The organism is Mycolicibacterium rhodesiae (assembly GCF_002086695.1).
GTDB classification, from domain to species: domain Bacteria; phylum Actinomycetota; class Actinomycetes; order Mycobacteriales; family Mycobacteriaceae; genus Mycobacterium; species Mycobacterium rhodesiae.
This window is the reverse complement of the sequence record NZ_MVIH01000001.1, coordinates 83539-109006: the sequence shown is the minus strand read 5'-3', so window position 1 is coordinate 109006 and position 25468 is coordinate 83539. Positions and strand designations below refer to the sequence as shown.

Annotated in this window: 27 protein-coding genes; 14 read left to right on the top strand and 13 right to left on the bottom strand. The window is 66.3% G+C overall.

Annotation, left to right across the window (positions count from 1 at the left end; all coding sequences use genetic code 11):
• Positions 1–2 precede the first annotated feature (2 nt).
• Positions 3–851 (bottom strand): alpha/beta fold hydrolase, encoded by an 849-nt coding sequence (locus BST42_RS00550; RefSeq protein ID WP_083116625.1) that lies wholly within the window; start codon positions 849–851, stop codon positions 3–5.
• Positions 848–2386 (bottom strand): flavin-containing monooxygenase, encoded by a 1539-nt coding sequence (locus BST42_RS00545; protein ID WP_083116624.1) that lies wholly within the window; start codon positions 2384–2386, stop codon positions 848–850. The genes BST42_RS00550 and BST42_RS00545 overlap by 4 nt, the downstream gene beginning before the upstream one ends.
• Before the next feature lie 83 nt (positions 2387–2469).
• Between BST42_RS00545 and BST42_RS00540 the strand changes: the two genes are divergently transcribed.
• Positions 2470–3093, top strand: coding sequence for a TetR/AcrR family transcriptional regulator (locus BST42_RS00540; protein ID WP_083116623.1), 624 nt, complete (start codon positions 2470–2472; stop codon positions 3091–3093).
• A gap of 2 nt (positions 3094–3095) precedes the next feature.
• Here BST42_RS00540 and BST42_RS00535 read toward each other — a convergent pair whose 3' ends face one another.
• The 3 genes from BST42_RS00535 to BST42_RS00530 are packed head-to-tail and all read right to left on the bottom strand — an operon-like array spanning position 3096 to position 4556.
• Positions 3096–3746, bottom strand: coding sequence for a M15 family metallopeptidase (locus BST42_RS00535; RefSeq protein WP_237159144.1), 651 nt, complete (start codon positions 3744–3746; stop codon positions 3096–3098).
• A 20-nt stretch (positions 3747–3766) separates the two neighbouring features.
• Positions 3767–4159, bottom strand: a complete 393-nt coding sequence (locus tag BST42_RS29990; RefSeq protein ID WP_237159142.1) for a DUF4267 domain-containing protein — start codon at positions 4157–4159, stop codon at positions 3767–3769.
• Positions 4160–4166: 7 nt separating this feature from the next.
• Positions 4167–4556, bottom strand: a complete 390-nt coding sequence (locus BST42_RS00530; RefSeq protein WP_083116621.1) for a hypothetical protein — start codon at positions 4554–4556, stop codon at positions 4167–4169.
• Between the two features lie 100 nt (positions 4557–4656).
• Here BST42_RS00530 and BST42_RS00525 point away from each other — a divergent pair, with 100 nt between their 5' ends.
• Together BST42_RS00525 and BST42_RS00520 are read left to right on the top strand one after the other, a co-directional pair.
• A complete protein-coding gene (locus tag BST42_RS00525; RefSeq protein ID WP_083116620.1) occupies positions 4657–5019 on the top strand; it encodes a DUF732 domain-containing protein in 363 nt (120 codons plus the stop codon).
• A 25-nt stretch (positions 5020–5044) separates the two neighbouring features.
• Entirely contained in the window at positions 5045–5518 is a 474-nt protein-coding gene (locus BST42_RS00520) for a CAP domain-containing protein (protein ID WP_435406002.1), read from the top strand.
• A gap of 1 nt (position 5519) precedes the next feature.
• Here BST42_RS00520 and BST42_RS00515 read toward each other — a convergent pair whose 3' ends face one another.
• Positions 5520–6167: a S1 family peptidase gene (locus BST42_RS00515; protein ID WP_083116618.1), complete on the bottom strand. Its 648-nt coding sequence runs from the start codon at positions 6165–6167 to the stop codon at positions 5520–5522.
• A gap of 61 nt (positions 6168–6228) precedes the next feature.
• Here BST42_RS00515 and BST42_RS00510 point away from each other — a divergent pair, with 61 nt between their 5' ends.
• On the top strand, positions 6229–7737 hold the full coding sequence (locus BST42_RS00510) for a flavin-containing monooxygenase (protein ID WP_083116617.1): 1509 nt from the start codon (positions 6229–6231) through the stop codon (positions 7735–7737).
• Between the two features lie 270 nt (positions 7738–8007).
• Here the strand turns inward: BST42_RS00510 and BST42_RS00505 are convergent, their stop codons facing one another.
• Entirely contained in the window at positions 8008–9000 is a 993-nt protein-coding gene (locus BST42_RS00505; protein WP_083116616.1) for a zinc-binding alcohol dehydrogenase family protein, read from the bottom strand.
• A gap of 67 nt (positions 9001–9067) precedes the next feature.
• Here BST42_RS00505 and BST42_RS00500 point away from each other — a divergent pair, with 67 nt between their 5' ends.
• Genes BST42_RS00500 through BST42_RS00485 form a run of 4 tightly spaced genes read left to right on the top strand, consistent with a single transcriptional unit; the run spans position 9068 to position 13508 of the window.
• Positions 9068–9832 carry a FadR/GntR family transcriptional regulator gene (locus tag BST42_RS00500; RefSeq protein WP_083116615.1) on the top strand — a complete coding sequence of 255 codons (765 nt, stop codon included), beginning with the start codon at positions 9068–9070 and terminating at the stop codon, positions 9830–9832.
• Between the two features lie 30 nt (positions 9833–9862).
• The gene (locus tag BST42_RS00495) at positions 9863–11455 is read left to right on the top strand and encodes a class I adenylate-forming enzyme family protein (protein ID WP_083116614.1); all 1593 of its coding nucleotides are present in this window, start codon (positions 9863–9865) and stop codon (positions 11453–11455) included.
• Positions 11452–12225: a class II aldolase/adducin family protein gene (locus tag BST42_RS00490; protein ID WP_083116613.1), complete on the top strand. Its 774-nt coding sequence runs from the start codon at positions 11452–11454 to the stop codon at positions 12223–12225. Before BST42_RS00495 ends, BST42_RS00490 begins: the two co-directional genes overlap by 4 nt.
• A 14-nt stretch (positions 12226–12239) precedes the next feature.
• Positions 12240–13508 (top strand): amidohydrolase family protein, encoded by a 1269-nt coding sequence (locus BST42_RS00485; protein ID WP_083116612.1) that lies wholly within the window; start codon positions 12240–12242, stop codon positions 13506–13508.
• Here BST42_RS00485 and BST42_RS00480 read toward each other — a convergent pair whose 3' ends face one another.
• On the bottom strand, positions 13509–14456 hold the full coding sequence (locus BST42_RS00480; RefSeq protein WP_083116611.1) for a D-2-hydroxyacid dehydrogenase family protein: 948 nt from the start codon (positions 14454–14456) through the stop codon (positions 13509–13511). It lies immediately after the preceding gene.
• A 40-nt stretch (positions 14457–14496) separates the two neighbouring features.
• Between BST42_RS00480 and BST42_RS29845 the strand changes: the two genes are divergently transcribed.
• The 3 genes from BST42_RS29845 to BST42_RS00465 all read left to right on the top strand — a co-directional run bounded on the left by BST42_RS29845 (position 14497) and on the right by BST42_RS00465 (position 17278).
• Positions 14497–15315, top strand: a complete 819-nt coding sequence (locus BST42_RS29845; RefSeq protein WP_083116610.1) for a hypothetical protein — start codon at positions 14497–14499, stop codon at positions 15313–15315.
• 84 nt (positions 15316–15399) lie between these two features.
• A complete protein-coding gene (locus BST42_RS00470; RefSeq protein ID WP_083116609.1) occupies positions 15400–15822 on the top strand; it encodes a nitroreductase family deazaflavin-dependent oxidoreductase in 423 nt (140 codons plus the stop codon).
• Positions 15823–15838: 16 nt separating this feature from the next.
• Positions 15839–17278, top strand: a complete 1440-nt coding sequence (locus BST42_RS00465) for an FAD-binding oxidoreductase (RefSeq protein WP_110918416.1) — start codon at positions 15839–15841, stop codon at positions 17276–17278.
• 12 nt (positions 17279–17290) lie between these two features.
• Here the strand turns inward: BST42_RS00465 and BST42_RS00460 are convergent, their stop codons facing one another.
• The 3 genes from BST42_RS00460 to BST42_RS29490 all read right to left on the bottom strand — a co-directional run bounded on the left by BST42_RS00460 (position 17291) and on the right by BST42_RS29490 (position 22273).
• Positions 17291–19798 carry a cellulase family glycosylhydrolase gene (locus tag BST42_RS00460; protein ID WP_083116607.1) on the bottom strand — a complete coding sequence of 836 codons (2508 nt, stop codon included), beginning with the start codon at positions 19796–19798 and terminating at the stop codon, positions 17291–17293.
• A gap of 55 nt (positions 19799–19853) precedes the next feature.
• On the bottom strand, positions 19854–20546 hold the full coding sequence (locus BST42_RS00455; protein ID WP_083116606.1) for an alpha/beta fold hydrolase: 693 nt from the start codon (positions 20544–20546) through the stop codon (positions 19854–19856).
• A 212-nt stretch (positions 20547–20758) separates the two neighbouring features.
• Entirely contained in the window at positions 20759–22273 is a 1515-nt protein-coding gene (locus BST42_RS29490) for a hypothetical protein (protein WP_165760754.1), read from the bottom strand.
• 525 nt (positions 22274–22798) lie between these two features.
• Here BST42_RS29490 and BST42_RS00445 point away from each other — a divergent pair.
• Together BST42_RS00445 and BST42_RS00440 are read left to right on the top strand one after the other, a co-directional pair.
• Positions 22799–23011 (top strand): three-helix bundle dimerization domain-containing protein, encoded by a 213-nt coding sequence (locus BST42_RS00445; protein ID WP_083116605.1) that lies wholly within the window; start codon positions 22799–22801, stop codon positions 23009–23011.
• Positions 23012–23232: 221 nt separating this feature from the next.
• Positions 23233–23892: a pyridoxamine 5'-phosphate oxidase family protein gene (locus BST42_RS00440; protein ID WP_165760753.1), complete on the top strand. Its 660-nt coding sequence runs from the start codon at positions 23233–23235 to the stop codon at positions 23890–23892.
• Here the strand turns inward: BST42_RS00440 and BST42_RS00435 are convergent.
• Complete coding sequence (locus BST42_RS00435) at positions 23889–24236, bottom strand: hypothetical protein (protein WP_083116603.1); 348 nt, start codon at positions 24234–24236, stop codon at positions 23889–23891. The genes BST42_RS00440 and BST42_RS00435 overlap by 4 nt on opposite strands.
• A gap of 64 nt (positions 24237–24300) precedes the next feature.
• Complete coding sequence (phoU, locus tag BST42_RS00430; protein ID WP_083117206.1) at positions 24301–24966, bottom strand: phosphate signaling complex protein PhoU; 666 nt, start codon at positions 24964–24966, stop codon at positions 24301–24303.
• Positions 24967–25036: 70 nt separating this feature from the next.
• Between phoU and BST42_RS30420 the strand changes: the two genes are divergently transcribed.
• Positions 25037–25351 (top strand): DUF5994 family protein, encoded by a 315-nt coding sequence (locus BST42_RS30420; protein ID WP_353961510.1) that lies wholly within the window; start codon positions 25037–25039, stop codon positions 25349–25351.
• Positions 25352–25468: the final 117 nt, after the last annotated feature.

Genomic DNA, 25468 nt, shown 5'->3' with positions numbered 1-25468 from the left:
GCTCAGCTGGTGGCGCGCACCAGGAACGGCAACAGCAGATCGGCGAACCGCTTCGGGCATTCGAGCTGCGGCATGTGGCCGACCCGGTTCAACAGGTGGACCTCGGCATGGGGATACACCTTCATGGCCGTACGGATGTGGTGTGCGGGCAGGATGCGATCCCGGGTGCCCCAGACGATCAGTGTGGGCCGCGGCGTCCGGGCCACGCCTGCGGCAAGATCACGGCGCCACTCCGGGCGCACCCCGCGTGGCGTGCCGAGCGCGAGCGCGGTCTCGCGCATCACCTCGCCTGCACCGGGCACCGACCCCACGGCGAACGCATGGTCGATCCGCTCTTTGGTGGCGATTGCCTTGTCGCCGTGGATCAGTCGTTCCATCAGCGCGGCACTCGCGCGGGTCGGTCGTCGGACGCTCATCGGGCCCACTACCGGCATGGTGAGCATGCGCAGCAGCATGGTGACCTCGCTGCCGAAGCCGGCGCTGTTGACCAGAGCCAGGCTCGCGATCCGCTCCGGCTGATCGACGAGCAGTTGCTGGGCGATGGCGCCGCCGAGCGAGTTACCCACCGCATGGACGGGCCTGTTCTCCCCCACTGCGTCGAGGGCAGCGACGACCCCCTCCGCCAGCACCGGCAAGGTGATGGTTTCCTGCGGACGCTCGGAGAAGCCGAAGCCGGGCACGTCGAGCGCGATCGTCCGGTAGGACTGGGCGAGCCGTTCGTGCTGCGGCGCCCAATCTTCCAGGCTGCGGCCGATGCCGTGGATGAGCAGGACCGGCGGATTGCCGGGGTCTCCGTCGACCCGTACCCGGGTGCGACGTCCATCCACCTCGACGAAGGCGGTACGGCTCACGCTGTAATCGCTCCGGTAGCCAGGCCCGAAACTGCCTCTGCGCCAACCGCTGTGCTGAACCGCAAGGCCGGATCCTCGACGGAGCCTTTACGCAGCCGGTCATGATCGGCCCAGTAGTCCATCTCGACCGTCCAGGGACCGGACGATCCCTGCTGGGGGAACAGATCCACCGAGCGCTGCACGTAACCTGCCGAGAAGTCGAGCATCGGGCGCTTGTCCATGTGCGGGTCATCGACGATGGGGACCACAGTCGTGTAACCGTGCCGATCCATGTACGCCAGCAGGCGGCACAGGTGCTCGCACACCAGTCCGACCTTCAGCGTCCACGACGAGTTCGTGTAGCCGAACGCGAATGCCAGATTGGGGATGTCGGAAATCATGAAGCTCTTGTAGAGCAGCGAGTCGTTCGGGTTCTTGACCTCACCGTCGACGGACACCTGGATTCCGCCGAGCGGAAGCAGCTTCAAACCCGTTGCGGTGACGATGATGTCGGCGTCGAGCGTCTTACCTGACTCCAGCTGGATCCCGGTCTTGGTGAACCGCGCGATGCGGTCGGTGACAACCGACGCCTTACCCTTGGCGATCGCGCGGAACAGGTCCGCGTCGGGTACCGCGCACAGGCGCTGGTCCCAGGGGTTGTACTTGGGGTTGAAATGGGTGTCCACTTCGAAACCCTCCGGCAGCGCCTTCATATTGATCGACCGGATGATCCGGCGGGCGAGCTTGGGGTGGCGCTGGCACAAGTTGTAGATGAAACGGCCCTTGCCGATGTTGAACCGGCGGGTCGCGGCGTAAGCGGCCTTGGCCGGCAGCACTTTTCGCAACGAGTTGGCGATGGGATCCTTGCGCGGCAACGGCATCACGTACGACGGCGAGCGCTGCAGCATGGTGATGTGTTCGACCTCACCGGCCATCGCGGGGATCAACGTCACCGCAGTGGCGCCGCTGCCGATCACCACGACCTTCTTGCCGGTGTAGTCGAGGTCTTCCGGCCAGGACTGCGGATGCACGATCCGGCCCTCGAAATCCTCTTCACCCTCGAAATGCGGTCGATGTCCGCCGGCGTAATCGTAGTAGCCGGTGGCCCCGAACAGCCAGTCGCAGGTCACCTCGAACTGCTCGCCGTCGCGCTCCAGCGCGACCGTCCACTGTGCGGTGGCCGAGTCGAAGTCAGCCCTCAACACCTTGTGATGCAGATAGATTCGACGGCCCAGGTCGTCCTCGTCGACGACCTCGTGCAGGTAGTCGAGGATCTCGTGGGCGTCGGCGATCGCGTTGTCAGACGTCCACGGTTTGAACTCGTAGCCGAAGGTGTGCAGGTCGGAATCCGACCGGATGCCCGGATAGCGGAACAGGTCCCAGGTGCCCCCGATCGCATCACGGCTGTCGACGATCGCGAAAGTCTTGCCGGGCTGCATGGTGTGCAGATAGTGGCCCATCCCGAGGCCGGAGATACCGGCACCGACGATCAGTACATCGACGTGGCCACGCAATGCCTGCGTCGGGCGGACTTGGTTGAGCGAGTTCACGGTCATTCAGGCACTCTCCGGCATAGAAACTGTAACGCGAATAGTGTTATAGTTTCGCCGACCAGTGTCAAGAGTTCTCAGGAGTTGCGATGACCACGGTGTCGGTTCCGCGGCGGGCACCGGTTCAGGCCCGCAGCCGCCAGACCGTCGCCCGAATTCTCGACGCGGCCGCCGCAATCGCCGATGAACAGGGCATTGACGCCGCAACCACCCGCACGATCGCCGACCGCGCCGGGGTGTCGTATCCCTCGCTGTACCGATTCTTCGCAGACCGCGATGCGATTTTCGATGAGCTGATGGAGCGGCACTGCAGCGAGATCGACGCCCGCTGCGTCGCGGCCGAGCAGACCTGGACGATCACCTCGATCGCCGATCTGCTCAACAACGAGATCGACCTGCACGTCGACTACTACCGCAGGCATCCGAGCGCGGCCGGGATGTGGATGGGTGGGCGGACCTCCCCCACCGTGACCAAACACGTGCACGCACGAATGCACACCCTCGCCAACCGACTGCACAACATCCTCGTCGGTATCGGCCTGATCCCCGCCGACACCGACCCGCGAGCAATGCTGGTGGCCGTGGAGATGGCCGATCGCATGCTGGAGCTCTCCTACCGGGACAACAGCGAGTTCGACGAGGCGATTCTCGACATCGGCCGGGCCGCGTTGCTCGCCTTCGGTGAATCGCTGGCGGCAAGCCTGCGCGCCTGAGCTCAGCGGCGTTCGAAATGCTGGTAGTCGATCGGGTTGCGCCAATTGCCGCCCCAGACCCAGCCGCGATCGGTGAAAGCGCGTACCGCCGGGTCGTCGGCGTGCAACATGCCCGGGTCGGTGCGGTGACGATCGAGATACCCTCCCGCGGTTGCCGGTTCGAGATCACCGTTTCGACCGAGGTACGGATTGAACTGCGGGTTGACGTCGATCGCGCGGCCGTAGGCGTGCAGCGACCAGGTGGTGCTGCCGGGCAGCGCACGGCAGTTGAAGGCGGAGGTGTTGTTGTCCTCCATCGACAGTTCGTCGGCGGCTCCCGGATAGTGCTGAGGCGTTTGCATCTTCGCGATCGGATATCGCTGTCCGCGAAGGTCGGCGAAGATCGCGATCACCTCATCCACCACGTCGCGGTGCACGACCAGCACGCCGCGATGGTCGTGCCCGTCCAGGCCGATGTAGTCCAGGTCGATACGGCGCAACTCGCCGGGAGCCACCGGACAACCGGGACGCCAGGTGGCTCCGAGGTCCGCAGCGGTCACCGGCTGCACCACCGGCGCCGCGGTGGTGCTTGTCGTGGTCACTGACGACGGCGCGGCACGGATCGGGTCGGGTGCGGGACTGCACTGCACCAGGACGGCGGCGGCGAGCGCCACCGACAACGCTGCCCGCGGGTCTACGGAGCGATCTCGGGTGCCGGCGCGCGACGTCGAGTAGCACCCCAGAGACCGACGCCGATGCCGACCACCGCGCCGCCGAGTCCGATGATCTGCTGTCCGCGGGTCAGCTCGCTGTGCACGCTGCTCCCCCCGAGAAGGTCGGCAGCGTCCGCTCCGCCCGAGGCCAGAAACCATCCCCGAGTATTGCTCCCGCGCAACCCCGCCGACAGCAGGAGTCCGCCGATCAGCGCGTCGCGGTAGCCCATCGACCGCAGCAGCAACCGGGCCGACGGGCCCGGGTCGTTCGGTTCACCCCAGAGCTTGTTGGCGCCCATCGGGTCGACGAGGAAGTGCACCCCCGAAGCCAGCCGGATACTGCCCGCGACGACCGCGGCCTTGTCTATCGACATGTGGTTCCTACAGGGTCGCGGTGAGTGGGCCGAGAAGCTGGCAGTCCGGCGCGACGTTCTGCCCCATCCATACAGGACATCCCCGGCCGGTCGCGATATAGGTGAAGCCCGGCTTGTACGGCACCGAGATCACCGCGGGATCCGAACCGTGGGCCTGTGTGCAGTGCGTGACACCGTCGGTGCCCAGCAGGCAGGCGACCGCCAAATACGGCCCCCCGCCCGGCCCGCATCCGGCGAGATCCGCGGTGGCGGTGACCCCGCCGGGACCGACGACGGGCGGCGAGAGGGTGTACGTGCACGGCGGTAGCGGTCCGGCAGTCGCGACGGGCGCCGTCACGGCGGCACCGCCAAGGGCCACTGCGAACGCTGTCAAGACCACGTACGTCGGCCGAATCATGGCCGAATCCTAGTTCACCTAGGTGATTCGTCGACGTGGATTACCCAGATCGTGAGCGGTTCCCGACCTGCGGCGATCAACTTTGGGACACACTATGCCCATGCACACCGCTGCACCCCGCCTGCTGATCGCGGGCAGCCTGGCCGCATTGGGCGCCGTCGGCGTCCTGGCCACCGCCCAACCCGCCCACGCCGACAACATCGGCTATCTGATCAACGTGACTGTCCGGCCCGGCTACAACTTCCCCAATGCCGACGCCGCACTGGCCTACGGCAACGGTGTCTGCGATCAGATCAACTCCGGCGTCAGCTACGGCCAGCTGGTCAACACCATCAAGACCGACTTCTCCACCACCGACGAGTACCAAGCGTCCTATCTGATCAGCCAATCCGCACAGGAACTCTGCCCGGCCGCCATCTGGCAGCTGCGCCAGTCCGCTGCCGGCTATGTGCCGTCCACCTAGTGAGGAACGACCCGTGCTCCACCGAGTGATCCGTACCGCCACGGCAGTCGGCGCAGCCACACTGCTGGCCGTGGCCGTCGCACCGGCCGCACACGCCGACAACACCCGGCTCAACAACGGGGTGGTCGCCAATGTCTACACCGTCCAACACCAAGCTGGTTGTTCCACCGACATCAAGAAGAACCCCGCCCTGACTCAAGCCGCCGAGTGGCACGCCAACGACGTCCTCAACAACCGCGCACTCGACGCAGACCTGGGATCGGACGGCTCCACACCTCAAAGCCGGGCTGCGGCAGCCGGTTTCACCGGAACGGTCACCCAGACGGTGGCGATCAACCCCGCACTGGCGATCAACAACCTCGACGTCATCAACCAGTGGTACAACGATCCGGCCGCTTTCGCGATCATGTCGAACTGCGCCAACACCGCGATCGGCGTCTGGTCGGTCAACAGCCTGGACCGGTCCGTTCTGGTGGCGGTGTACGGCCAGTCGGCCTGACTCACGGCAGAATCCGCAGCCCCCACTGCGCCAGCAAGGGCTGCACGAGGGTGAAGTAGGTCGTGTAGTCGTCGCCGTCGGGCGAGGACATCAAGATGCCGACTGCGCTGACGGTGCCGTCCGGATTCTTGACGAAGCCCGGGCTGCCGCTGTCCCCTTCGAGGCTGTAGACACTGGCTTCGACGACGTCGCCCTCGACGCCCTTGACCTCACCGCAGGTCTCCCCGGTGACCGCGCCGACCTTGCAGAACGGCATACCGGCGCGAATCTGGCTGGCGCCCAGCACGTCCCGCACCGAGTACCGACCGCCGACGTCTCCGTTCGGTGCGCCGACGCCGGGATCGAGACGAATGATGGCTGCATCCCTCTTGTCGCCGTTCACCTCGCTCGCACTGATGGTCCCCAGCGGAGCGTCGTCCTCGCCGTACGTCCACGCCGAGCCGTCGTGCGCATCGCAATGCCCGCTGGTCAGCAGGTAATAGTTGCCGTCGTTGTCCTGCGCGGCGAAACCCGCTGTGCAGCGACCGCTTTCGTCGTCGACCTCGATCCCAGGCGTGGGCGGCGGGGCCGCAATCGCGGGGCTCGCCAGCCCGACCGCAGCGCTCAGAGTCACACTCGCCAGGCGCGCGATCCGCCACCCAACACCCATTTCAGCCTCCCCTGGAGTGAATCGAGGCGATCGTACGACAGACCGTGGAAGACTTCGCTGGATGACGGCGAACGTCGCGGTGATCGGTGCCGGTCCGGCCGGGCTGGTGGTATCGAGGTGGCTGTTGTCGCAAGGTCTCGAACCGTCGATCTTCGAGCAGGGTTCCACCCTCGGCGGACAGTGGACCGCGCAGCCCGGCCGCAGCGGCGTGTGGCCGGGAATGCACACCAACACCAGCCGCATCCTGACCGCGTTCAGTGATCTCCCGCTCGACGGCGATCTCGTATTCCCCTCGGGAGCAGACATTCTCGACTACTTGCATCGCTATGCCCGCCTGTTCGAGTTGGACTCCCGGATTCGATTCGGGGCGCGGATCGATGCCGTCGCCCGCGCCGGACGGCGCTGGGTCGTCAGCCATGACGGGATCGACGAGCACTTCCACAACGTCGTCGTCGCCACCGGGCGGTTCCACACCGCATTCGTCCCGCCGGTGCCCGGCCTGGACACCTTCACCGGATCAGCCGGTGCGGTCACGTCGTATGAGTATCGCGGGCCGTCGGCCTACCGCGACAAGCGCGTGCTGGTCGCGGGGTGCGCCGTGAGCGCCCTGGAGATCGCCGCCGACCTCGCCGGCGCCGGCGCGGATCCCGTGGTCGTCACCCAGCGGCGCCAGCGGTACGTCCTGCCGAAGTTCGTCGCAGGCGTGCCGTCGGATCACCGGATGTTCACCCGCTACGGGGCGCTGGCCGACGAGGCTCTGCCGACCGACGAGATCGACCGCCAACTCAAGGAGATCGTCGTCGAGTCCGCAGGCAGTCCTGAGCAGTACGGCGCCCCGCGTCCCGCCGAGTCACTCTTCGCTGCCGGCGTGACGCTCAACCAGAACTACCTGCCCGCCGTCGCCGAAGGGTCGATCACGATCCGACCCTGGCTGCAGTCGGTCGACGGCCACGCAGTGAAGTTCGGTGACGGGCACATCGAGGAGTTCGACGGCATCGTGTTCGGAACGGGTTTCACGCTGAGCCTGCCCATCCTGGCCGACGATGTTCGGGCGATCCTCAACGTCGATGCCGGGAACTTGGACACCGACCGGTACACCTTCCACCCCGATCTCCCGGGGCTGGCCGTCATGGGCATGTGGGATCAATCGGGGGGATACTTCGTCCCCCTGGAACTGCAGGCCCGGTGGATCGCGTACACGTGGGGCGGCGTGATCGCGCCCCCGGACGATGCCCAGCAGCGCAAGGCCGTGGCCGCAAGCCGCTCGCTGGGTCCGCGGAAGACTCGAATGAACTTGGCCGCCATCACTTTTGCCCGTGCCGCGGGTGTCGAACCGCGGCTGGAGAACTGGCTGGACCTTCGCCGCGCGCTGCTGTTCGGCCCGCTCGCGCCGAGCTGCTTTCGACTGGACGGTCCCGACGCACTGCCGGACGCCGCGGCACGGTTCGCCCGGGAGGCGGCCGCCTTCGGCGCGATCACCGACAATGCCCTGACCCAGCGAGAACACAACTACTGGTCGGACGTCGAACAGGCCCGCGCACTGGGGCACTCCGCGGTTTCGGGGAAGTAACGGTCGAGCAGCGTTATCGCAAACAAAGCCGTCCCACTCACTCGCGCCGAACCGCAGGCCAGCGAAGAAAATAATGGCGCTCTGGCAAATTTTCTTAGCGACGTATTACCGCTAGGAGCTTGCCACCTTAATTTTGGGCCATACGTTGAACCTCATGTTGATCGACGTTCGCTGGCTTCAGTTCCTGCTGAAGCGCCCCGCGCACAAGTAAGTCCGCCACCGGCTGCGACTGCTGACCTGCCCGAAGGGTATGGTCGGCCGTTCCGGCCATCATCGGCGGACCACGACCTTGCCCACCATGCGGCCAGATTCGACCGCTTTGTGAGCCTCGCGCAGACCCTCGGCGCTGAAATCCTCGATCGTGTTCGTGACGGTGCTGCGAATGATCCCGTCATCCACCAGCTGGGCCGTCGCGGCGAGCAGTTCCTGCTGGCCCGGCAGCCCGAACAGCGGCTTGGTGAACATGAACTCCCAATGCCAGGCGATGCTCTTCGTCTTGAGCGGCATCAGGTCCAGGTCTTTCGGGTCGTCGATCGCGGCGACGTGGCCGAACGGTTTCAGGATCTCGGCGTAGTCCTCGACATTGCCCGCCGAGTGCGGCGAGAACACCCAGTCGATGCCGTCGGGTGCGGCGGCCAGGGCCTCGCTGCGCAGGTTGTGGTGGTTGATCACCGCGTCCGCGCCCAGGTCCGCGGCCCACTGCCGGGACTCCGCGCGGCTCGCGGTGCCGATCACCCGCACGCCGGTCAGGGCCTTGGCCAACTGGATCATCACCGAACCGACGCCGCCGGCGGCGCCCATGATCAGCAGGTCACCGCGTGACTCCCGGCTGAGTTCGAATCGGTCGAACAGCGATTCCCACGCGGTGATCGTCGTCAACGGCAATGCCGCCGCGTCGGCGAAGGACAGCGACCGCGGCTTGCGCGAGACGATCCGCTCGTCGACGGCGTGCAACTGGGCGTTGGTCCCGGGCCGGGAGATGTCACCGGCGTACCAGACCTCGTCACCGACCGACAGCGTGCTGACGTCCGGTCCGACGGCTGTGACGACACCGGCCGCGTCGAAGCCGAGGATCACCGGCGTGCTGCTGGGCTCGAGCGCCTGACGCCGTTTGATGTCGACCGGGTTGACCGAGACCGCAGCCACCTCGACCAGCACGTCGCGGGGACGCAGTTCGGGAATGTCGATCTGGACGTCTTGCAGTGCCTGCGGATCGTCGATCGGCAGGCCCGCGTACGAACCGACCGCCGTCATCGTCGCCATCGCTTCTCTCCTCGTGTCGGCGTTCATCCCTTGTACGATTCACACACTTACCCGCAGACGAGAACAAGTGTCAGAACCAACGATTCAATTCCGCCGCCTCGCCGAGCAGGTCGCCGATCAACTGCGACGGCGAATTCTGTTGGGCGAACTCGCCGACGGCAGCATCCTGCCCAAAGAGGACGAACTGCTGCGCGAGTTCCCGGTGAGCAAGCCGTCGCTGCGCGAAGCGATGCGGATCCTGGAAGCCGAGGGACTGCTGCGGGTGCGGCGCGGCAAGCTCGGCGGCGCGGTGGTGCGCCGACCCAACGCCGCGAACGTCGCCTACACGATCGGTCTGGTGCTCGGTTCGCAAGACGTGAGCTTGTCGGATGTGGGTGCGGCGCTACGGCAGATGGAGCCGGCGTGCGCCGCCTTGTGCGCCGACCGTGCGGACCGCGAACACACCGTCGTTCCGGCTCTGCGTGAACTGCACGCCGAAGCAGTGGACGCCGCCGACGACTTCCAGAGTGCGATTTCGGCAAGCCGCAGGTTTCACGAAGCACTGGTCGCGCTGTGCGGGAACCAGACCATGATCATGCTGGCGGGGGCGCTCGAGACGCTGTGGTCGGCGCACGAGCAGGGCTGGTCGACCCGGGTGAGCGACGACGGCATCGTTCCGCTGGACGAGCGACTAGCGGTCCTCGAGGAGCACCGGCAGGTTATCGATGCGATCGAGGCCGGCGATGCCCGTCGGGCTCATGACCTCGCCGCCGCGCATCTGATCACGGCTCAGCACTACCCCGGTTCGGCGGGGATGGTCGACCCCGCGATGGTGCGGCACTGGGATCATTGACGTCACTCCTTATTTTCATATGATTTGGTGATGGCTGACCCCGCCCTCGTGACCAGCGCCGAAGCGGCGCGTTACCGGGCCGCCGGCTGGTGGACGGACACCACGCTGTCCGACTGCGTACGCCGCAACGCGGCAGGCTCCCCCGACAAAGCCGCCTACGTCGACTTCACCCTCAACCCCCCGGACCGGACGCTCACCTGGTCGGAGTTCGACAACGCCGCCACCAACCTGGCCCTGCGGCTCCACGCTCTGGGCGTGAACCCGGGCGAGCGGGTGGCGGTCTGGCACGGCGACAGCATCGCCATCCACGTCCTGCTGGTGGCAATCGAGCGCTGCGGCGCGGTGAGCGTCGGCCTCGGAGCGCGCGCCGGGGTCCGCGAGGCCATCCAGATCATGCGGACGGCGCAGCCGTCGCTTCTCGTCAGCGACGAGGGGCGGGCCGCTTCAGCCGCGCAGGCCGCCGCCGACGCCTCGGTGCGGGCCGTGGTGATCGGGGTCGGCGACCTCACCATCGACACCGCTGCGGCCGACATGTCCGAACTCTCACCGGTCGGTCCCGACGACGCGTTCCTGATCAACTCCACGTCGGGAACCACCGGGCTACCGAAATGTGTTGTACACAACCAGAATCGGTGGCACTACTTTCATCAGAAAGCGGTTGCCAACGGCGAGCTGACTGCCGACGACGTCTTTCTACCGGTCATCCCTACTCCGTTCGGCTTCGGGATCTGGACTTCCCACACGACGCCCATCTACCTGGGGGCGACGACCGTGCGCATCGAGCGGTTCGACGCCGCGGCGACATGCGCCGCGATCGAACGCCACCGGGCGACCGTGTTGTGCTGTGTGAGTACGCAATTGATGATGCTCCTGGCCAACGACGCCTCGCGCGAGCATGACCTGTCCAGTCTGAGGGTGGTGTTCACCGGCGGTGAGCCGCTGCCGTATACCCAGGCGGCACGGTTCGAAGAACTGACCGGCGTCACGATCCTTCAGTTCTACGGCTCCAACGAGACCGGCATGCTCAGCGCCACCACCGTCGCCGACTCGCTGCACCATCGACTGCGGACCGCCGGACGGATCGTCCCGGAGATGCAGGTCCGGCTGTTCGACGGCGACGACGATGTCACGAAATCCGGTCGGGGGCAGCCTGCTTGCCGCGGGCCGGCGCTCAGCCTCGGCTATCTGGACGGCACCGATCACGACAAGCTCTACACCAGGGACGGCTGGATGCGGATGGGCGACATCTGCGACCTCGACGACGACGGCTACCTGGTGCTGGCGGGACGGACCTCGGATTTCATCCTGCGCGGCGGCAAGAACATCAGCGCGGTCGCAGTCGAGGAGGCGGTGGCCGGCCACCCCGCCATCGCGGTGGCCGCGGCCGTGGCCATGCCCGATCCTCTGTTCGGGGAGCGGGTGTGCGTGTTCGCCGAACTCAAGAGCCCCGGTGACACGCTCGTGCTTACCGACCTCGTCGAGCACCTGCTCACGCAGGGAGTTTCCAAAGAGCTACTGCCGGAACGGCTCGAGGTGCTCGATGAATTGCCGCGCTCGTCCGGCGGCAAGATCGCCAAAGGCCAACTCCGCGAGGATATTCGATCGATACTGGAGCAATCATGAGCACACCGGAAGTGCGCCGGGGCGGCCTTGGAGTATGGGCGCCCTCGACGATGCCGCCCATCGGCGTCGACCTCACCGACGAGCAGAAGATGGCGATCGCGTTCCGCCACCTCGCCGACATCGGGTTCGCGGAGAACATGGCCGGCCACATCACCTGGCAACCAGACGGACAGACCGAGATGTTCGTCAACCCGTGGGGACTGTGGTGGCAGGAGCTCACCGCATCCGACATCTGCGTCGTCGACGAGGACGCGCACGTGGTCCGCGGCCGCTGGGATGTCACCCCGGCCATCCACCTGCACACCGAGATCCACCGGCAGCGACCCGACGCCCGGGTGGTGATCCACAACCACCCGTACTACGTCAGCCTCATCGCCGCGCTGGGAATGCTGCCCGAGCTCGTCCACCAGACCGGGGCACTGTTCCTCGACGACATGTATCTGGTCGAGAAGTACGACGGCGAGATCGACGCTCCCTGGCGCGCAGCCGAACTCGCAGGCCAGATCGGGTCGGCCAACCTGATCATCCTGGCCAATCACGGCGTGATCGCCACCGGGCATGATCTGGCCGCGGCGGTGTACCGGGCGGTGTCGATCGAGCGGGTGTGCCGACTGGCTTACGACGTGCTGGTCAGCGGGCGCGAGCCGTCGAGGATGAATCACGGCGACCTGGTCGGCATGCGCGCCTCGCTGATCGAACGTGCCGCAGACGTGTACTGGGCCGGGGCGGCTCGGATGACCATCAAGGCCGACCGCGGCGTGCTGGACTGAAAGGAACTCCTGCCATGGCTTCCATCGAGGATTTGCAGTCGAATCTGAGCTTCACCACCGCCAAGACCGGCGCCGATCGGACGGTGACGTTTCTACCCGAACCCGAACGTGCAGAACGGTTTTACACCGTCATCTCAGTCGACGATCACATCGTCGAACCGCCGGACACCTTCGAGGGCCGGGTGCCGAGCAAGTTCGCCGACCGGGCACCGCGGGTGATCGACACCGAGGACGGCGGCCAGACCTGGATGTACGACGGCAAGTCGCTGCCCAACGTCGGGTTCAACGCGGTGGTCGGCAGACCGGTGTCGGAGTACGGCTTCGAGCCGGCCCGGTTCGACGAAATGCGCCGCGGCGCTTGGGATATCCACGCGCGGGTCAAGGACATGGACATCAACGGCGTCTATGCGTCGCTGAACTTCCCGTCCTTCCTGCCCGGCTTCGCCGGCCAGCGGTTGCAGCAGGTGACCACCGATCGGGACCTGGCGATGGCGTCGGTGCGGGCCTGGAACGACTGGCACATCGAAGCCTGGGCGGGGGCTTACCCGGACCGGATCATCCCCTGCCAGCTGCCGTGGCTGCTCGACCCCGACGTCGGCGCGCAGATGATCTACGAGAACGCCGAACGTGGATTTCACGCCGTGACGTTCAGCGAGAACCCGGCGCTGCTCGGGTTGCCGACCATCCACTCGGGCTATTGGGAGCCGATGATGGCGGCCTGCGCGGACACGGGGACGGTGGTGAACCTGCACATCGGCTCGTCGGGAACCTCGCCGTCGACCACTGATGACGCCCCGCCGGACGTGCCGGGTGTGCTGTTCTTCGCCTACGCGATCAGCGCGGCGGTCGACTGGCTGTACTCCGGTGTGTGCACCCGGTACCCGGACCTTCGAATTTGCTTGTCGGAGGGCGGAATCGGCTGGGTGGCGGGACTGCTGGACCGCCTCGACCACATGCTGAGCTACCACGAGATGTACGGGACGTGGAAGGCGCTGGGTGAAACGCTGACCCCGGCGGAGGTGTTCACCCGCAATTTCCGGTTCTGCGCGGTCGAGGACCAGTCCTCGTTCATCCAGTACGACCGCATCGGCGCGGACAACATCCTGCTCGAGGCCGACTACCCGCACTGCGACTCGACGTGGCCGCACACTCAGCGCACCATCCGTGAGCAGATCAGCGGGCTGCCCGACGACATCATCCGCAAGGTGACGTGGGAGAACGCGTCACGGCTCTACCAGCATCCGGTGCCGGTAGCCGTGCAGGAGGACCCGAACGCCTACTGATCAGCGGCGGTCGAGCCACTCCGCGATAGCGGCGACCGCGTCGCGGAAGAAGATGCGGTACGGGCGGTCGGCGACGTAACCGATGTGCGGGGTGGCGATCACGTTGCCGAGGGTGCGCAGCGGATGCCCGTGCGGCAGCGGCTCGGTGTCGAAGACGTCGAGCGCGGCCTTCAGGGTGGTGGACCGCAGCGCGTCCACCAACGCCGCCTCGTCGATGATCGGACCACGAGAGGTGTTGACCAGCAACGCTGTTGGCTTCATCCGCGCCAGCTCGGCCGCGCCGACAAGGCCGGTGGAACGCTCGCTGAGCTTCATGTGGATGGTCAGGACATCGGACCTGCTGAACAGCTCGTCCTTGTCGACGTAGGTCGCCCCGGCCTCGGCGGCCGCCTCCGGGGTGAGGTTCTGACTCCAGGCGATGACGTCCATGCCGAACGCCTCGCCGATGCGGGCGACGCGGGCACCGATGCGGCCCAACCCGAGGATGCCGAGGACCCGGCCGGACAGTTCGCGGCCGACCCCGGTCTGCCATCCGCCGTCGCGCACCGACCGCGCCTCGGTGACCAGATCCCGCGCGCCGGCCAGGATCAGGGCCCACGTCAGTTCGACTGTCGATGCCACGGTGCCGCCCGTGGTCCCGACATGGATGCCATGGTCAGCGGCGGCCGCCATGTCGATGGACGCGTTGAACGGGCCCGTCGAGGCGATCATCTTCAGATTCGGCAGGCGTTCGATGATGCTGCGCGGCAACGGGGTTCGCTCCCTCATGACGAAGATGACGTCGAATGGGACCAGACGCGCGACGAGTTCGTCGGGATCGGACACGTGGTCGTTGAACACCGTGACGTCGGCGCGGCCGGACACCGCGGACCAATCGGTCATGGTCAACGCCACGTTCTGGTAGTCGTCGAGTACTGCCACTTGCACGCGCGCGGTATCAACGGTCATTCCCGCAGGCTAATGCGATGGGGGCTAGAGTCAACGACCAGTGACCCTGTTCAGCTACTCGGCCTCCACTGCGCTGCTTGCCGACGGCAAGCCATTTTTGCTTATCGGCGAACTTATGTTCACGCTGCTGATCCCTGCGGTCGGAGTGCTGCTGCTGGTCCTCGGTCTGCGTGATCGGTCCAAGGCCCGCCGCATGCAGCCGCCCTACCCTGGCGGCTATCCCCCACCGCCGGGTTACGGACCACCGGGCTACCCACCGCCTGGCTACCCACCGCCTGGCTACCCACCGATGCCGCCGCAGCGGTCGACCGCGGGCCGCGGCCTGATCACCGCGGGCGCCATCCTCATCGCCGTCGGTCTCGCGGGCGCAGTCGGCAGGGTGGCCGACTCGGCCGGTGAGCACACAGCAGCTGAAAAGTTCGCTCCCCCAGTCAAGATCGGTCAATGCATCACCGGCGAGGCGCTCGGCTCGGGGGCTATCGGCACCAAGGACATCATTAGCTGCGACGACCCCCGGGGCGTCTTCGAAGTCGTCAGCGCCGGCGTGCAGGATGCGAAATGCCCGGACGGCAAGCGGGCCGACACCGACTTCGCGCGCTGGACCAACGACGCGTACGCCGTGTGCTTCCTGCCCAACCTCCAGACCGGCCAGTGCTACGCGGCGATCCAAGGCACCCCGACCGCCGACCACCCCAACCGCGGCAACACTCTCGAACCCGCCGCCTGCAGCGACAGCTCCGCCGACTTCAGAGTGGTCAAGCGCGCAGACGCCGCCGATTTCGATCTGTGCCCACCTGGCACGAAACAACGCATCTGGACCATGCCGCCGAGGACCTATTGCACCGGCCCGCCGTCGTGATCCGGCGCGGTTTCCGGCGCACAGCACCGGTTACCGCGCCCAAGATGAGGGAATAGTCGAAACACGAGAGGAGTTGAGCGGTCCATGACTGAGAACGCGGAGTTGAGCCCCACTGATTGGGTGCGGGAGCAGACCGAACAGATTCTGAAGCAAGGCACCACCGACGGAGTCCACATCATGGACCGCCCGGTCGTCCTGTTCACCACCACCGGAGCCAAGTCCGGCAAGAAGCGCTACGTACCGCTGATGCGCGTCGAGGAGAACGGCAAGTACGCGATGGTCGCCTCCAAGGGCGGTGACCCGGCGCACCCGTCCTGGTACTTCAACGTCAAGGCCAATCCCACGGTGACCGCCCAGGATGGCGAAACGACCGTGACGCTGACCGCTCGCGAGGTTTCCGGCGAAGAGCGCGAACACTGGTGGAAGCTGGCCGTCGAGGCGTACCCGCCGTACGCCGAATACCAGACCAAGACCGATCGCCTGATCCCGGTTTTCGTACTGGAGTAGCACTAGCATTGCCCCTGTGTCGGGGCAGATGTCCCGCCAGGAGTTCGTCCGGCGGGCAGTGGGCGGGCTCGCGGGCGCAGCCCTACTGGGCGCGTGCCGCACCGGCACACCCCGCGCGGTGTCGAGTCCCGGCCCGCCGGACTGGGCAGGCCTGCGCGGCCGGCTCGATGGCCCACTGTTCCTGCCTTCCGACCCGCAGTACGCGGCGGCGAAGGACACCTTCAATTCACGCTTCGACGGGTCTGTCCCGGCGGCGGTCCTGGCGGCTGTCTCCGTCGCGGACGTGCAGAAGGCAGCGGAGTTCGCGTCGAGCAACCACATCGGGGTGAGTGTGCGTAGCGGCGGGCACTCCTACATCGGTGCGTCGTCGCTGCCTGCCACCTTGGTGATCGATCTGCGCCGACTGCCCGGTGGCGTCGACGCCGGCGGCGACATGATGACGGTGTCCCCCGCGACCGACCTGGATTCCGTTCAGACCGCACTCGCACCTCGCAGCCGTTTGATCCCCTCCGGCAGCTGTCCGACGGTCGCCGTCGCGGGATTGACGCTCGGTGGCGGTCTGGGCTCGGACGCCCGCCTGCACGGGCTGACGTGCGACGCGCTCGTATCCGCGGAGTTGGTACTGCCGAGCGGCGAGATCCTGTCCGCGTCCGCCGACGATCATCCGGACGTGTTCTGGGCGCTGCGCGGTGGCGGGGGCGGCAATCTGGGTGTGGTGACCTCGATGACGTTCCGCACCTTCCCCAGCACCGATCGCGACGTGGTCACCGTCGCCTTCCCGATGGACGCCGCCGCCGCGGTGATAGCCGGTTGGCAGCAGTGGCAGCAGGCGGCCGATCGCGACATCTGGGGGATGGTCAACATCACCGTCGGGGACGGCCCTGGCCGATGCACGGTGATCCTGGCTACTCCGCCGGGACACGGGCCCGCAGTCGCCGGCGACATGCTTGCCGCGGCCGGGTTGTCGGCGTCGTCGACCCGAACCCGCACGCTCGACCGGATGGACTTCGTGCACTACTTCGAAGGCGGTGACTCCGCCCGAGTGCCACGCGCATTTGTCGCCGGCTCCGACATCATCGGCGAAATGACCTCGACGGCAGCAGAGTCCATTGTCACCGCGATGGCATCGTGGCCGGGCGGCGCGGGTTCGGCGACGGCGGTCGTGGAGTCGCTGTCCGGCGCCGTCGGCGATGTGGATCCGGCGGCAAGCGCCTTCCCGTGGCGTCGACAGGCGGCATCCGTCCAGTGGTACACCGAGGCCCTCTCCGATGCGGCAACAGACTGGCTCACCGCCGCGCACCGGGCGTTGGGGTCGGCGTCGGTGGGCGGCTACATCAACTACCCCGAGAGCGGCGATCCGCTCGCGCGATACCTCGGGCCGAACCTGCAGCGGTTCAACGCCATCCGACACACGTACGATCCGGCCGGGGTGATGCTGTCCGGTATCGCTGGATGACGCACGTGCTGCTCACGGGGCGGGGCTCACCACGACGTTGACCGTGGTCGCACCGGAATCGGATGCGACCACGAGTTGGGCGGCGTTGGCCGCCGAAACGACCTGGCCGCCGGTGACGGTGACCTGGTATCCGTTCGGGAACTCCACCGCTGGCACCGAGATCGTGGTCAGGGAACCGTCGGCGAACTGTCCGGACCCGTCGACCTTGGCGGTGGAATAGCCAAACGTGAAGGTGCCGTTGGTGAACGACCACGACTTCGGTGTGCCCGACACCAGCTGCGGGTAGGGCGATGCCAAGGTCAATAGATTGCCGGTGTTCACATTGTCGCCGACCGGCGGCTTGGTCGGGTCGTACACCAGACCCTCGACATCCGGCGACCCGGTGATGTCGCCGGCTCCGGTGTAGGCCCATTCAGCCCAGCTCATGAAGTAGCGATCGCCGGAGCGCATCTCCTTGGTGAGCGTGGCGATGTCGCTGGTGGCGCCGAATTCGTTCATCATCGCCGGGACCTTGTGCCGCTTGGAGTAGTTCTCGGCCTGTACCGCAAGAGTATTGGCGATCTTGGTACACAGCGCACCGCCGATTGGGCCGCAGTAGTTGTGGAACGCCAGGACGTAGTTCGGGTCAGCGACGCGGCCGAGCAGTGCAATGGGGATGCCGAGCAGGGTCGGGACTTCGGTCACCGCGGGGTTGGGCGGCTCCAGGTAGAGCGGTGTCGTGCCGTCAACCGAGCGGATCGCGGCAGCGACCTGGTTGTACATCGGAGTCAGTTGTTGCGTGACGAAGAACGAGCCACCGAGCAGCGCGACCGGATAGTTCGAGCCAGGGAACGGCTCGTTCATGATGTCGTAGCCGATGACCGCGGAGTTTCCCGCGAAATAGCTGGCGACGTGCTGCCAGCTCAGCGCGTAATTGTCCAGCAGCCCAATATTGTTCGGCGCATCAGCGTTGCCCCAGAACGCATCCCAGGCATGGCCGAGGGCGCCATTGACGTAATAGTTTCCCGGGAATCCGGAGTTCTTGTTGGGCCGTCCCCCGCCGTCGGAGGCCCATTCCGGAGCACCCTCGCCGTAGAAGCTGCCGCTGTAGAGGTCTTGGTGCATGTCGATGACGGTGTAGATACCGTGGTCGGCCAGCATCTGCACCGTGGCTTTGATCGAGTCCAGGTAGGCGGTGTTGATCACTCCCGGCTGCGGCTCCACACCGGCCCAGATAACGCCCAGCCGCACCACATTGAACCCGTTGTCGGCCAGGAACTGTGCGTCCTGCTCATCGAACCCGCTGGCGGACGGTTCGTACGGTGCAAGCTTGTAGACCTCGTTGACACCATGCAGGAGGACGGCCTGCCCGGCACCGTTGGTGAGCCAGGTACCGATCTGCGACAGCGGCGGTACCGATCCGGTGGCGGGCGCAGCCGCGGCTTGTACACCCGAGTTGCCTACGGCGCCATGGTTTCCGAGCCAGCCGGCCGAGCCGCCGGCACCGCCGAGCGCCGGCAAACCTACGGAAGCTCCACCCACATCGCTCTTACCCGCGTTGCCTCCGTCGCCACCGCTGCCCAGGAACGTCGCGCCGTTGCCGCCGTTACCGCCTCGTCCGCCGTCGGTACCGTCACCGCCGACGCCGCCGTGTCCGCCGACACCGAAGATCAGGCCGGTTGCGTCGCCGCCGGCACCCCCGCGCCCTCCGGCAGCGCCGACGACAGCGGCGCCGGCGTTACCGCCTGCGCCGCCGATCCCCATCAGCAGGCCGCCGGCACCGCCCGCACCGCCGTCAGCCCCCGCCCCGCCGGTTCCACCGGCTCCGCCGTTGCCCAGTACGCCGGCTCGACCACCTGCACCGCCCGACACACCTGCCTCGGTGCTGTTCCATCCGGCGCCGCCGTCGCCGAGAAGCCACCCGCCCGCGCCGCCGTTGTGGTTGGCCTCGGTCCCGTCTACGCCGTTGCCGATTACGTAGGACCCAGCAGCGGAGTTGACGAAGTGATCGACCTGCCTGCCGATCTCACTGGCGATCCAGGCCTGCACGACCACGTGCAGCGGGGTGTAGACCAGCTGCTGAAATACCTCGGTCAAGTTCGGTGGCGCCGAAATGTGCGCCACGGCGGAGGAGTTCGTCATCGTGGAGGCGGCTGCGGTCGGTTCCGCGGCCACCGCCCGGGCAGACCTGCTTTGGGTAGCTGAGGTTTCCAACGCGCCGACCACGGTGGCCAGGGCAAGTTCCGCGGAGTTGATCGACTTCTTGGAATCAGCGGCGGGCCGGACGGTCGATTTCGCCGCCGTGGATTCCACCTTCTGCGTGGGAGTGGGCCGTTTGGGCACCGATTTGGGCGCTGTTTTGGTTGCTCGCGGCGCATTCGGACCGGCCGCATGGCCACGCGCCGAAGAGGCCGCCGGGTGCGTGCTGCCGGAGTCGTCGGCGTCCGCCCATGCGACCGCCGTCGACGAGGCCAGTGCCGCACCGATACCCAGCGCGATCGCCAGACCACCGACTCGACCGATATGAGCAGACGCTTTCATGCATCTGTGTATACGGGACCTGGCGCAGCAGCGGAGTCGATTTGCCGCCACTGCCTCATTCCGCAGCGTTCAGCAACCGCTCCGCGAAGTCGGCGGGCTGGACGAACGGAGACATGTGGGCCCACCCGTCGACGATCTGAAGACGGGCCTCGGGCAGGTCAGCCGCCAGTGCCGACATCACCTCGGGGGTGCACCCAAGATCCAGTCGGCCGCAGAGCAGCACTGCCGGCGACTGAATCTGCGCAAGCTCTGCCCGGCGATCGTAGGTTGCCAGCGCTTCCAAGGTCGTCGCGTAAGCCGACGGTGACACCGTTGTCAGGCGGCGGCGAACGTCTCGGACCACCGGGCCCCTGTCGGCGATCTCGGATGCGGTGAACCAGCGTGCGATGGTGGCCGCGATGTCGAGTTCCTTTCCCGCGCGCAATGCCTCTGCCGCACTGCGAAATTCGGGCACCGGAATATCGCGAGTGCAGACCAGGATCAATCGGCGAACTCGTTGCGGCGCCAGCAGAGCCATTTCCAGGGCCACCTGGCCACCGAGGGAGTGCCCGACCACGATCAGCGGCCCGTCGGGCTCGTCGTCCAACACCGCGGTGGCGAGGCGCTGTTGAAGGAGACCACCGGGCTGCGGTCGGTTGAGGTCGGGCGCAACCGAATCTTCAGGCAAGTAGGCGCGGACCGCATCCCAGACGCGGGGATCAAGCGGCGTGCCGTGGAGAAGCATCCACCGCGCTGCGGGTTTCGACATACGTCCTCACGGGATCGGCCGCCATTGACATCGCAGCAGGCTACCGCGCAGTGGAATCGTACTCATGCTCCTCGGTGTCGCCGGACGGGCACACTTCGGCCGCTGACCCCGGCATGCGGATCGCCTATTCGCCCAAACCGGTTCCAGCCGAACAGAATTGAGTGGGTGGCCCCGGCGCGAAGCCGGAGCCACCCACCCCCCGCAGACGGAACTTAGCCGTCCTGGCCGTTCGCGCCGTTGCTGGTCGTGCCGGTGCCGCCCTTGCCTCCGTGGCCCGGACGACTGCCGGCCAGGCCACCGCCGGTGCCACCGTTACCGCCCTTACCTCCGGTGCCGACGCCGGTGACCGCAACACCCGGACCGCCGTTGCCGCCGTCGCCGCCCGAGCCGGTGTACGCCCCGCCGCCCCCGCCGTTGCCGCCGGTGCCGCCGGTGCCGTTTCCGGTCCCAGTGGATATACCGCTGCCCGCCGTGCCGCCCTTGCCACCGTTACCGGCGAATGTGCCACCGCGACCGGCATTTCCGCCGTCGCCACCGACGCCGGTGCCCGTCACCGACGTCCCGGTGCCGCCCGTACCACCGTTGCCACCGGAACCGGCGAGGCCGGAATGACCGCCGCGACCGCCAGTGCCGCCGGTCGCAGTCCCGGTGGTCGAGAGCACGTTTCCACCGGTACCGCCATTGCCGCCATCGCCGAACGCGCCGGACGCGCCGCCGCGACCGCCGTTGCCGCCGACACCGTCGCCGGTGAGGGCCAGGTTGGAACTGCCGTTGCCACCACTACCGCCGTTGCCGCCGAACTGGCCACCGTTACCGCCGTTACCACCGTCATTGGGCGTGCCCGTCACCGCGTCGGTGGTGCCGTCGCCGCCGTTGCCGCCGTTGCCGATACCGCCGGAGTCACCGCCGTTGCCGCCCTTGCCGCCGAGGAGCGCGCTGCCGTCGCCACCATTGCCGCCGTTGCCGTAGAAGCCGCCGTTGCCGCCGCGGCCACCATCACCCGCAGTCAGCACGTTCCCGGCGCCACCCTCGCCGCCATTGCCGTAGATGAGGCCACCATTACCGCCGTTGCCGCCAAGGACACTGCTTCCGCCGTTGCCGAACAATCCCGCATTGCCGCCATTGCCCGTGCCCGCCGTACCACCGTTGCCCGCGAACGCGCCGCCGTTGCCGCCGTTGCCGCCCGTGGCACTGTTGCCGCCGTTGCCGATGAATCCGGCGTTGCCACCGTTGGCGAATGCGCTGTTACCGCCGGAGCCGTAGAACAGTCCACCGTTGCCACCGTTCTGGCCGGGCAGCACACCGGCGGCACCATTGCCGATGAGGAAGCCACCGTTCTGGCCGGGCAGTGTCCCGTCGCCGATCATCCCGCCGGTGAAGACGAGCGTCAGCGGATTGGCCAGGATCGGCTCGGCGAACGCGTTGATGATTGTGATGGGATCCAACCCGGGGACCCCCGGCGCGGCATTCGCTTGGAGGAGAGCCTGCGTGACGGCACCGGCCCCAGAGTCCCCGACCAGTGAGCTGGCCGGCAGCGCGGCGCACAGCGGTGCCACATTGCAGGCCGGAGCGGTTGGCGCGGCCGACGCGGTGGCCGCGCCGAATGCACCGGTGACCCCGGCCGTCAGAGCGGCCCCGATCATCGCGCCCCCAGCGGCCTTCCTGGCCACCGAGGCTCGATTGACTTCCGCTTTACGGTGTTTGCCCATCGCCATTGATTCGGACATAGTTTTTCCCTTCGGAGCCCGGATCCCCGATCCGGATACTGATGTTGCTGATCCCTGTGAATTAGCTGAGAACGCAGACGTCCCCAGTCCGGCGTGATTTGGACCCCCGCCACAGTGCCTGCGGCTTAACCACTGCGATCAGTACAAAAACTCCGAAAAGCCCTGGGCCCATCCCCAACCCGTTGCGTCGGCCTGAACGACCGCTCAGGCCGACATTTGCAACCGTAACAGTTAGCTGGACAGATGTGTGCACAAATTCTCGTCAGTTTATGACGAATTTGGTCCATTTATTTTCGTACACGTAGATTGTTTGCTTGCACGATCAATTTAATACGCAACCGGTTGCGACGTCCGACTCGCCGCAACCGGGTCGAGGCGTGTCCATCGACTCGGTAAGGACTCACCGCAAGCGGGTTCAGGTCGCCGTACGGGGTCACCGTGACTGGCCGGGCTCACGGTGAAGAGCAATGAGGCCAGGTCAAACCAGATATTGACGACGAATGAACCTGGTGGAAACCTTGGCTGATGGTCAGGTCGGTGGACGAGCGGGCGCGGATGAGCGAAATAGTCGAGCGTCTCTGCGCCGCCTATCCGACGATGACGCCGGCGGCCGTCGCTGAAGTGGTCAACGATCTGCACGCTAGATTTCGTGGTGCGCCAGTGCGCGAGTATGTCCCGCTGTTCGTCGAGCGTGACGCCCGACTTGCGCTCGACGAGCTTTCGGTCTCCTACGCGTAGCAGTCATGCGGCGTCATCCGCAGATCGTTCGCGATGTCGCGGTGAGCGATGTCACCGATCTGGCTTTGTGCCCACCGCGTGTGGCGTTAGCCGTCACCGTCGACGGTCAAATCTCCGTATACCCGGTGCGCGCGACACTTCAGACACCAAACGATCTGGGGACGCCCCGGATCGTAACGGTGCCGAAGGAGGCACCAGACCTTTGCGGTCGCCAAGTCGTCGTGATCGCGGACGACGGCCCGCAATGGTTCCGGTTGCGGTCATTGATGTTTCGGGGTGTCGCCCGCTCTGTGGGCGATCAGTCCTATGAGATAACACCGACGCGGATGGTCGCCTGGGATTACGGCGCACTGCGTGAGTCGCCGAAACCGCTCGCTGACCCAGCTCCCCCACCGGAGTTCACCCCGCTTGACGCCGTGCCGGACCTCAATGTACCGAACTACCCGACGAATCTTGCTGCAGCAGTGCGTAAGTCGCGAGTGATGATCATGAGCAGCCGGTCAGCGGCGGGTACGCCGTTCGCAGTACCGCTGTGGTTTGTTACGCACTGCGGTCGGATCTACGCCACGACCTCGGCGGCGTCATGGACCGTCCGAAATGTATTGGCACGCCCACAGGTAGCGCTGCTGTTCGGCGGCGAGCGCAGCAGCCACAGCACGCGACGGCTCATCGTCCGCGGACACGCGACTGCAGTGCAAGGAATGCCGCCGCCGGCGGTGGCAGCCCAAATCGCATGGCGCTACTACCTGCAGCCGTCCTACGCCGCCGTGGAACTACGCCACATCTCGAACTGGAAGCGTCGCTTTCACTACTACGGGCAATCGCAGCCCGCTCATCTGGTGATCACCCCACAATCCGTCACCGCGTGCGAGGCGCCCTAGCCATTCTGGTGGCGACTCCCCTGCAAATCCTGTCGAGAAGCACCCACATTGACACCGCGCTCGCTACGGCATCGATCAGGTGAGAAGCGCTGATCGAGCGCCGCGAGCATGTCGACGAGGTCGCGCCGCTCGAGCGTGACGCAACGCAACTCGCGCTGTATGCGGCGCACCGCGGTGGTCTCGTTGCGCATCTGGCAGCGCGCCAGCTCCGACCGAAGACCACGTAATTCGCCATTGAGGAGCTCGACCTGCCGGCGTAATTCGACCCGAAATACGTCGGCCTGCGCCAGATCAGCTTTGCGCTCCGCAGCCGTATCGGAACTCGGGGCGGGGCGCGCAAACACAAAGAAAAATCTAACGCTTGCCGGCTCCGCGGGCGCGTCGAACCCTGAAAAAGGGGGGTAGCCGTCAGTAAGTGGAGATGTCGTCCTCGGGTGGCAACGCGCCCGTGGCGATGAACACGACTCGACGGCCGATCTCGACGGCGTGGTCGGCGAACCGCTCGTAGAAACGACCGAGCAGCGCGGTATCGACTGCGGCGGCTATGCCGTGGTCCCAGGAGGGGCTCATCAGCAAGCTGAACAATCGGCGATAAAGATCATCCATCGAGGTGTCCTGCTCGCGCAGGTGGGCTGCCTCGGCCGGATCTCCGGTCAGCAACACCTGCTGGGCACTTTCACCCAGACCGACTGCGAGCCTTCCCATTTCGGCAAAGCAGTCGCTCACTTCCCCGTAGACTGTGTGTTCGGGATAGCGCAGCCGGGCGATCTTGGCCACGTGCACGGCCAGGGCGTCCATGCGTTCGGTGTCGGCAATGATCTGGATGGCGCTGAAGACCGCCCGCAGGTCACCCGCAACCGGTTGTTGCAGAGCCAGTAGGGCAAACGCGGCCTGCTCGGCGTCGCTGCGCATACCCACCATTTGGTCGTGGGCGGTGATCACCTGCTCTGCCGCGGACAAATCCGCCGCGAGCAGCGCGTGCGTCGCGGACTTCATCGCTACGCCGGCCCGGCCACACATTTTGGCGAGTTGTCCGTTCAGCTCATCAAGGTTTTCATGAAAGACGGTCCGCATCGAGTTCATCTCCTTGCGATATGGCTGCTGTGGCACGCCAGCGTCATCATCGCCGCGGGGTCGCCGATACATGTCGGTGTTTGGCCGATATTCGTCAGCCGTTCGACTGCCGGGCGTTTGGCCTCTGGAGAAGATGACGACCCGTGGTTGCCCGGCGTTCATATCGACATTCCTCGCGTTACGCATCATCGATAAGCTGCGGCCCCAGCGCAGACAGGCGTCAAGGGGTGGCCTGTCTGACGACATTCATCAGTGCCCAGGAAAGTTGTTGCCCATGTCCCCCGCCGATGCCGGCCTTCGCCTACAGATATCACCCAACCTCGCCGAAACCGACCACGTGGACGGCGCATGGTGGCCCCAGTCGAATCGGCTCGCCGAAGAGTAATCCGAAACCGATAGCTGAGAGATCTTTGATGCCAATGCAATTGAGATCGGCCAGCTAAGGCTTACCTTGAATAGCCTAGGCTTGCCTCGGATTACGTGTTCGGGACTAGTTCGCAGC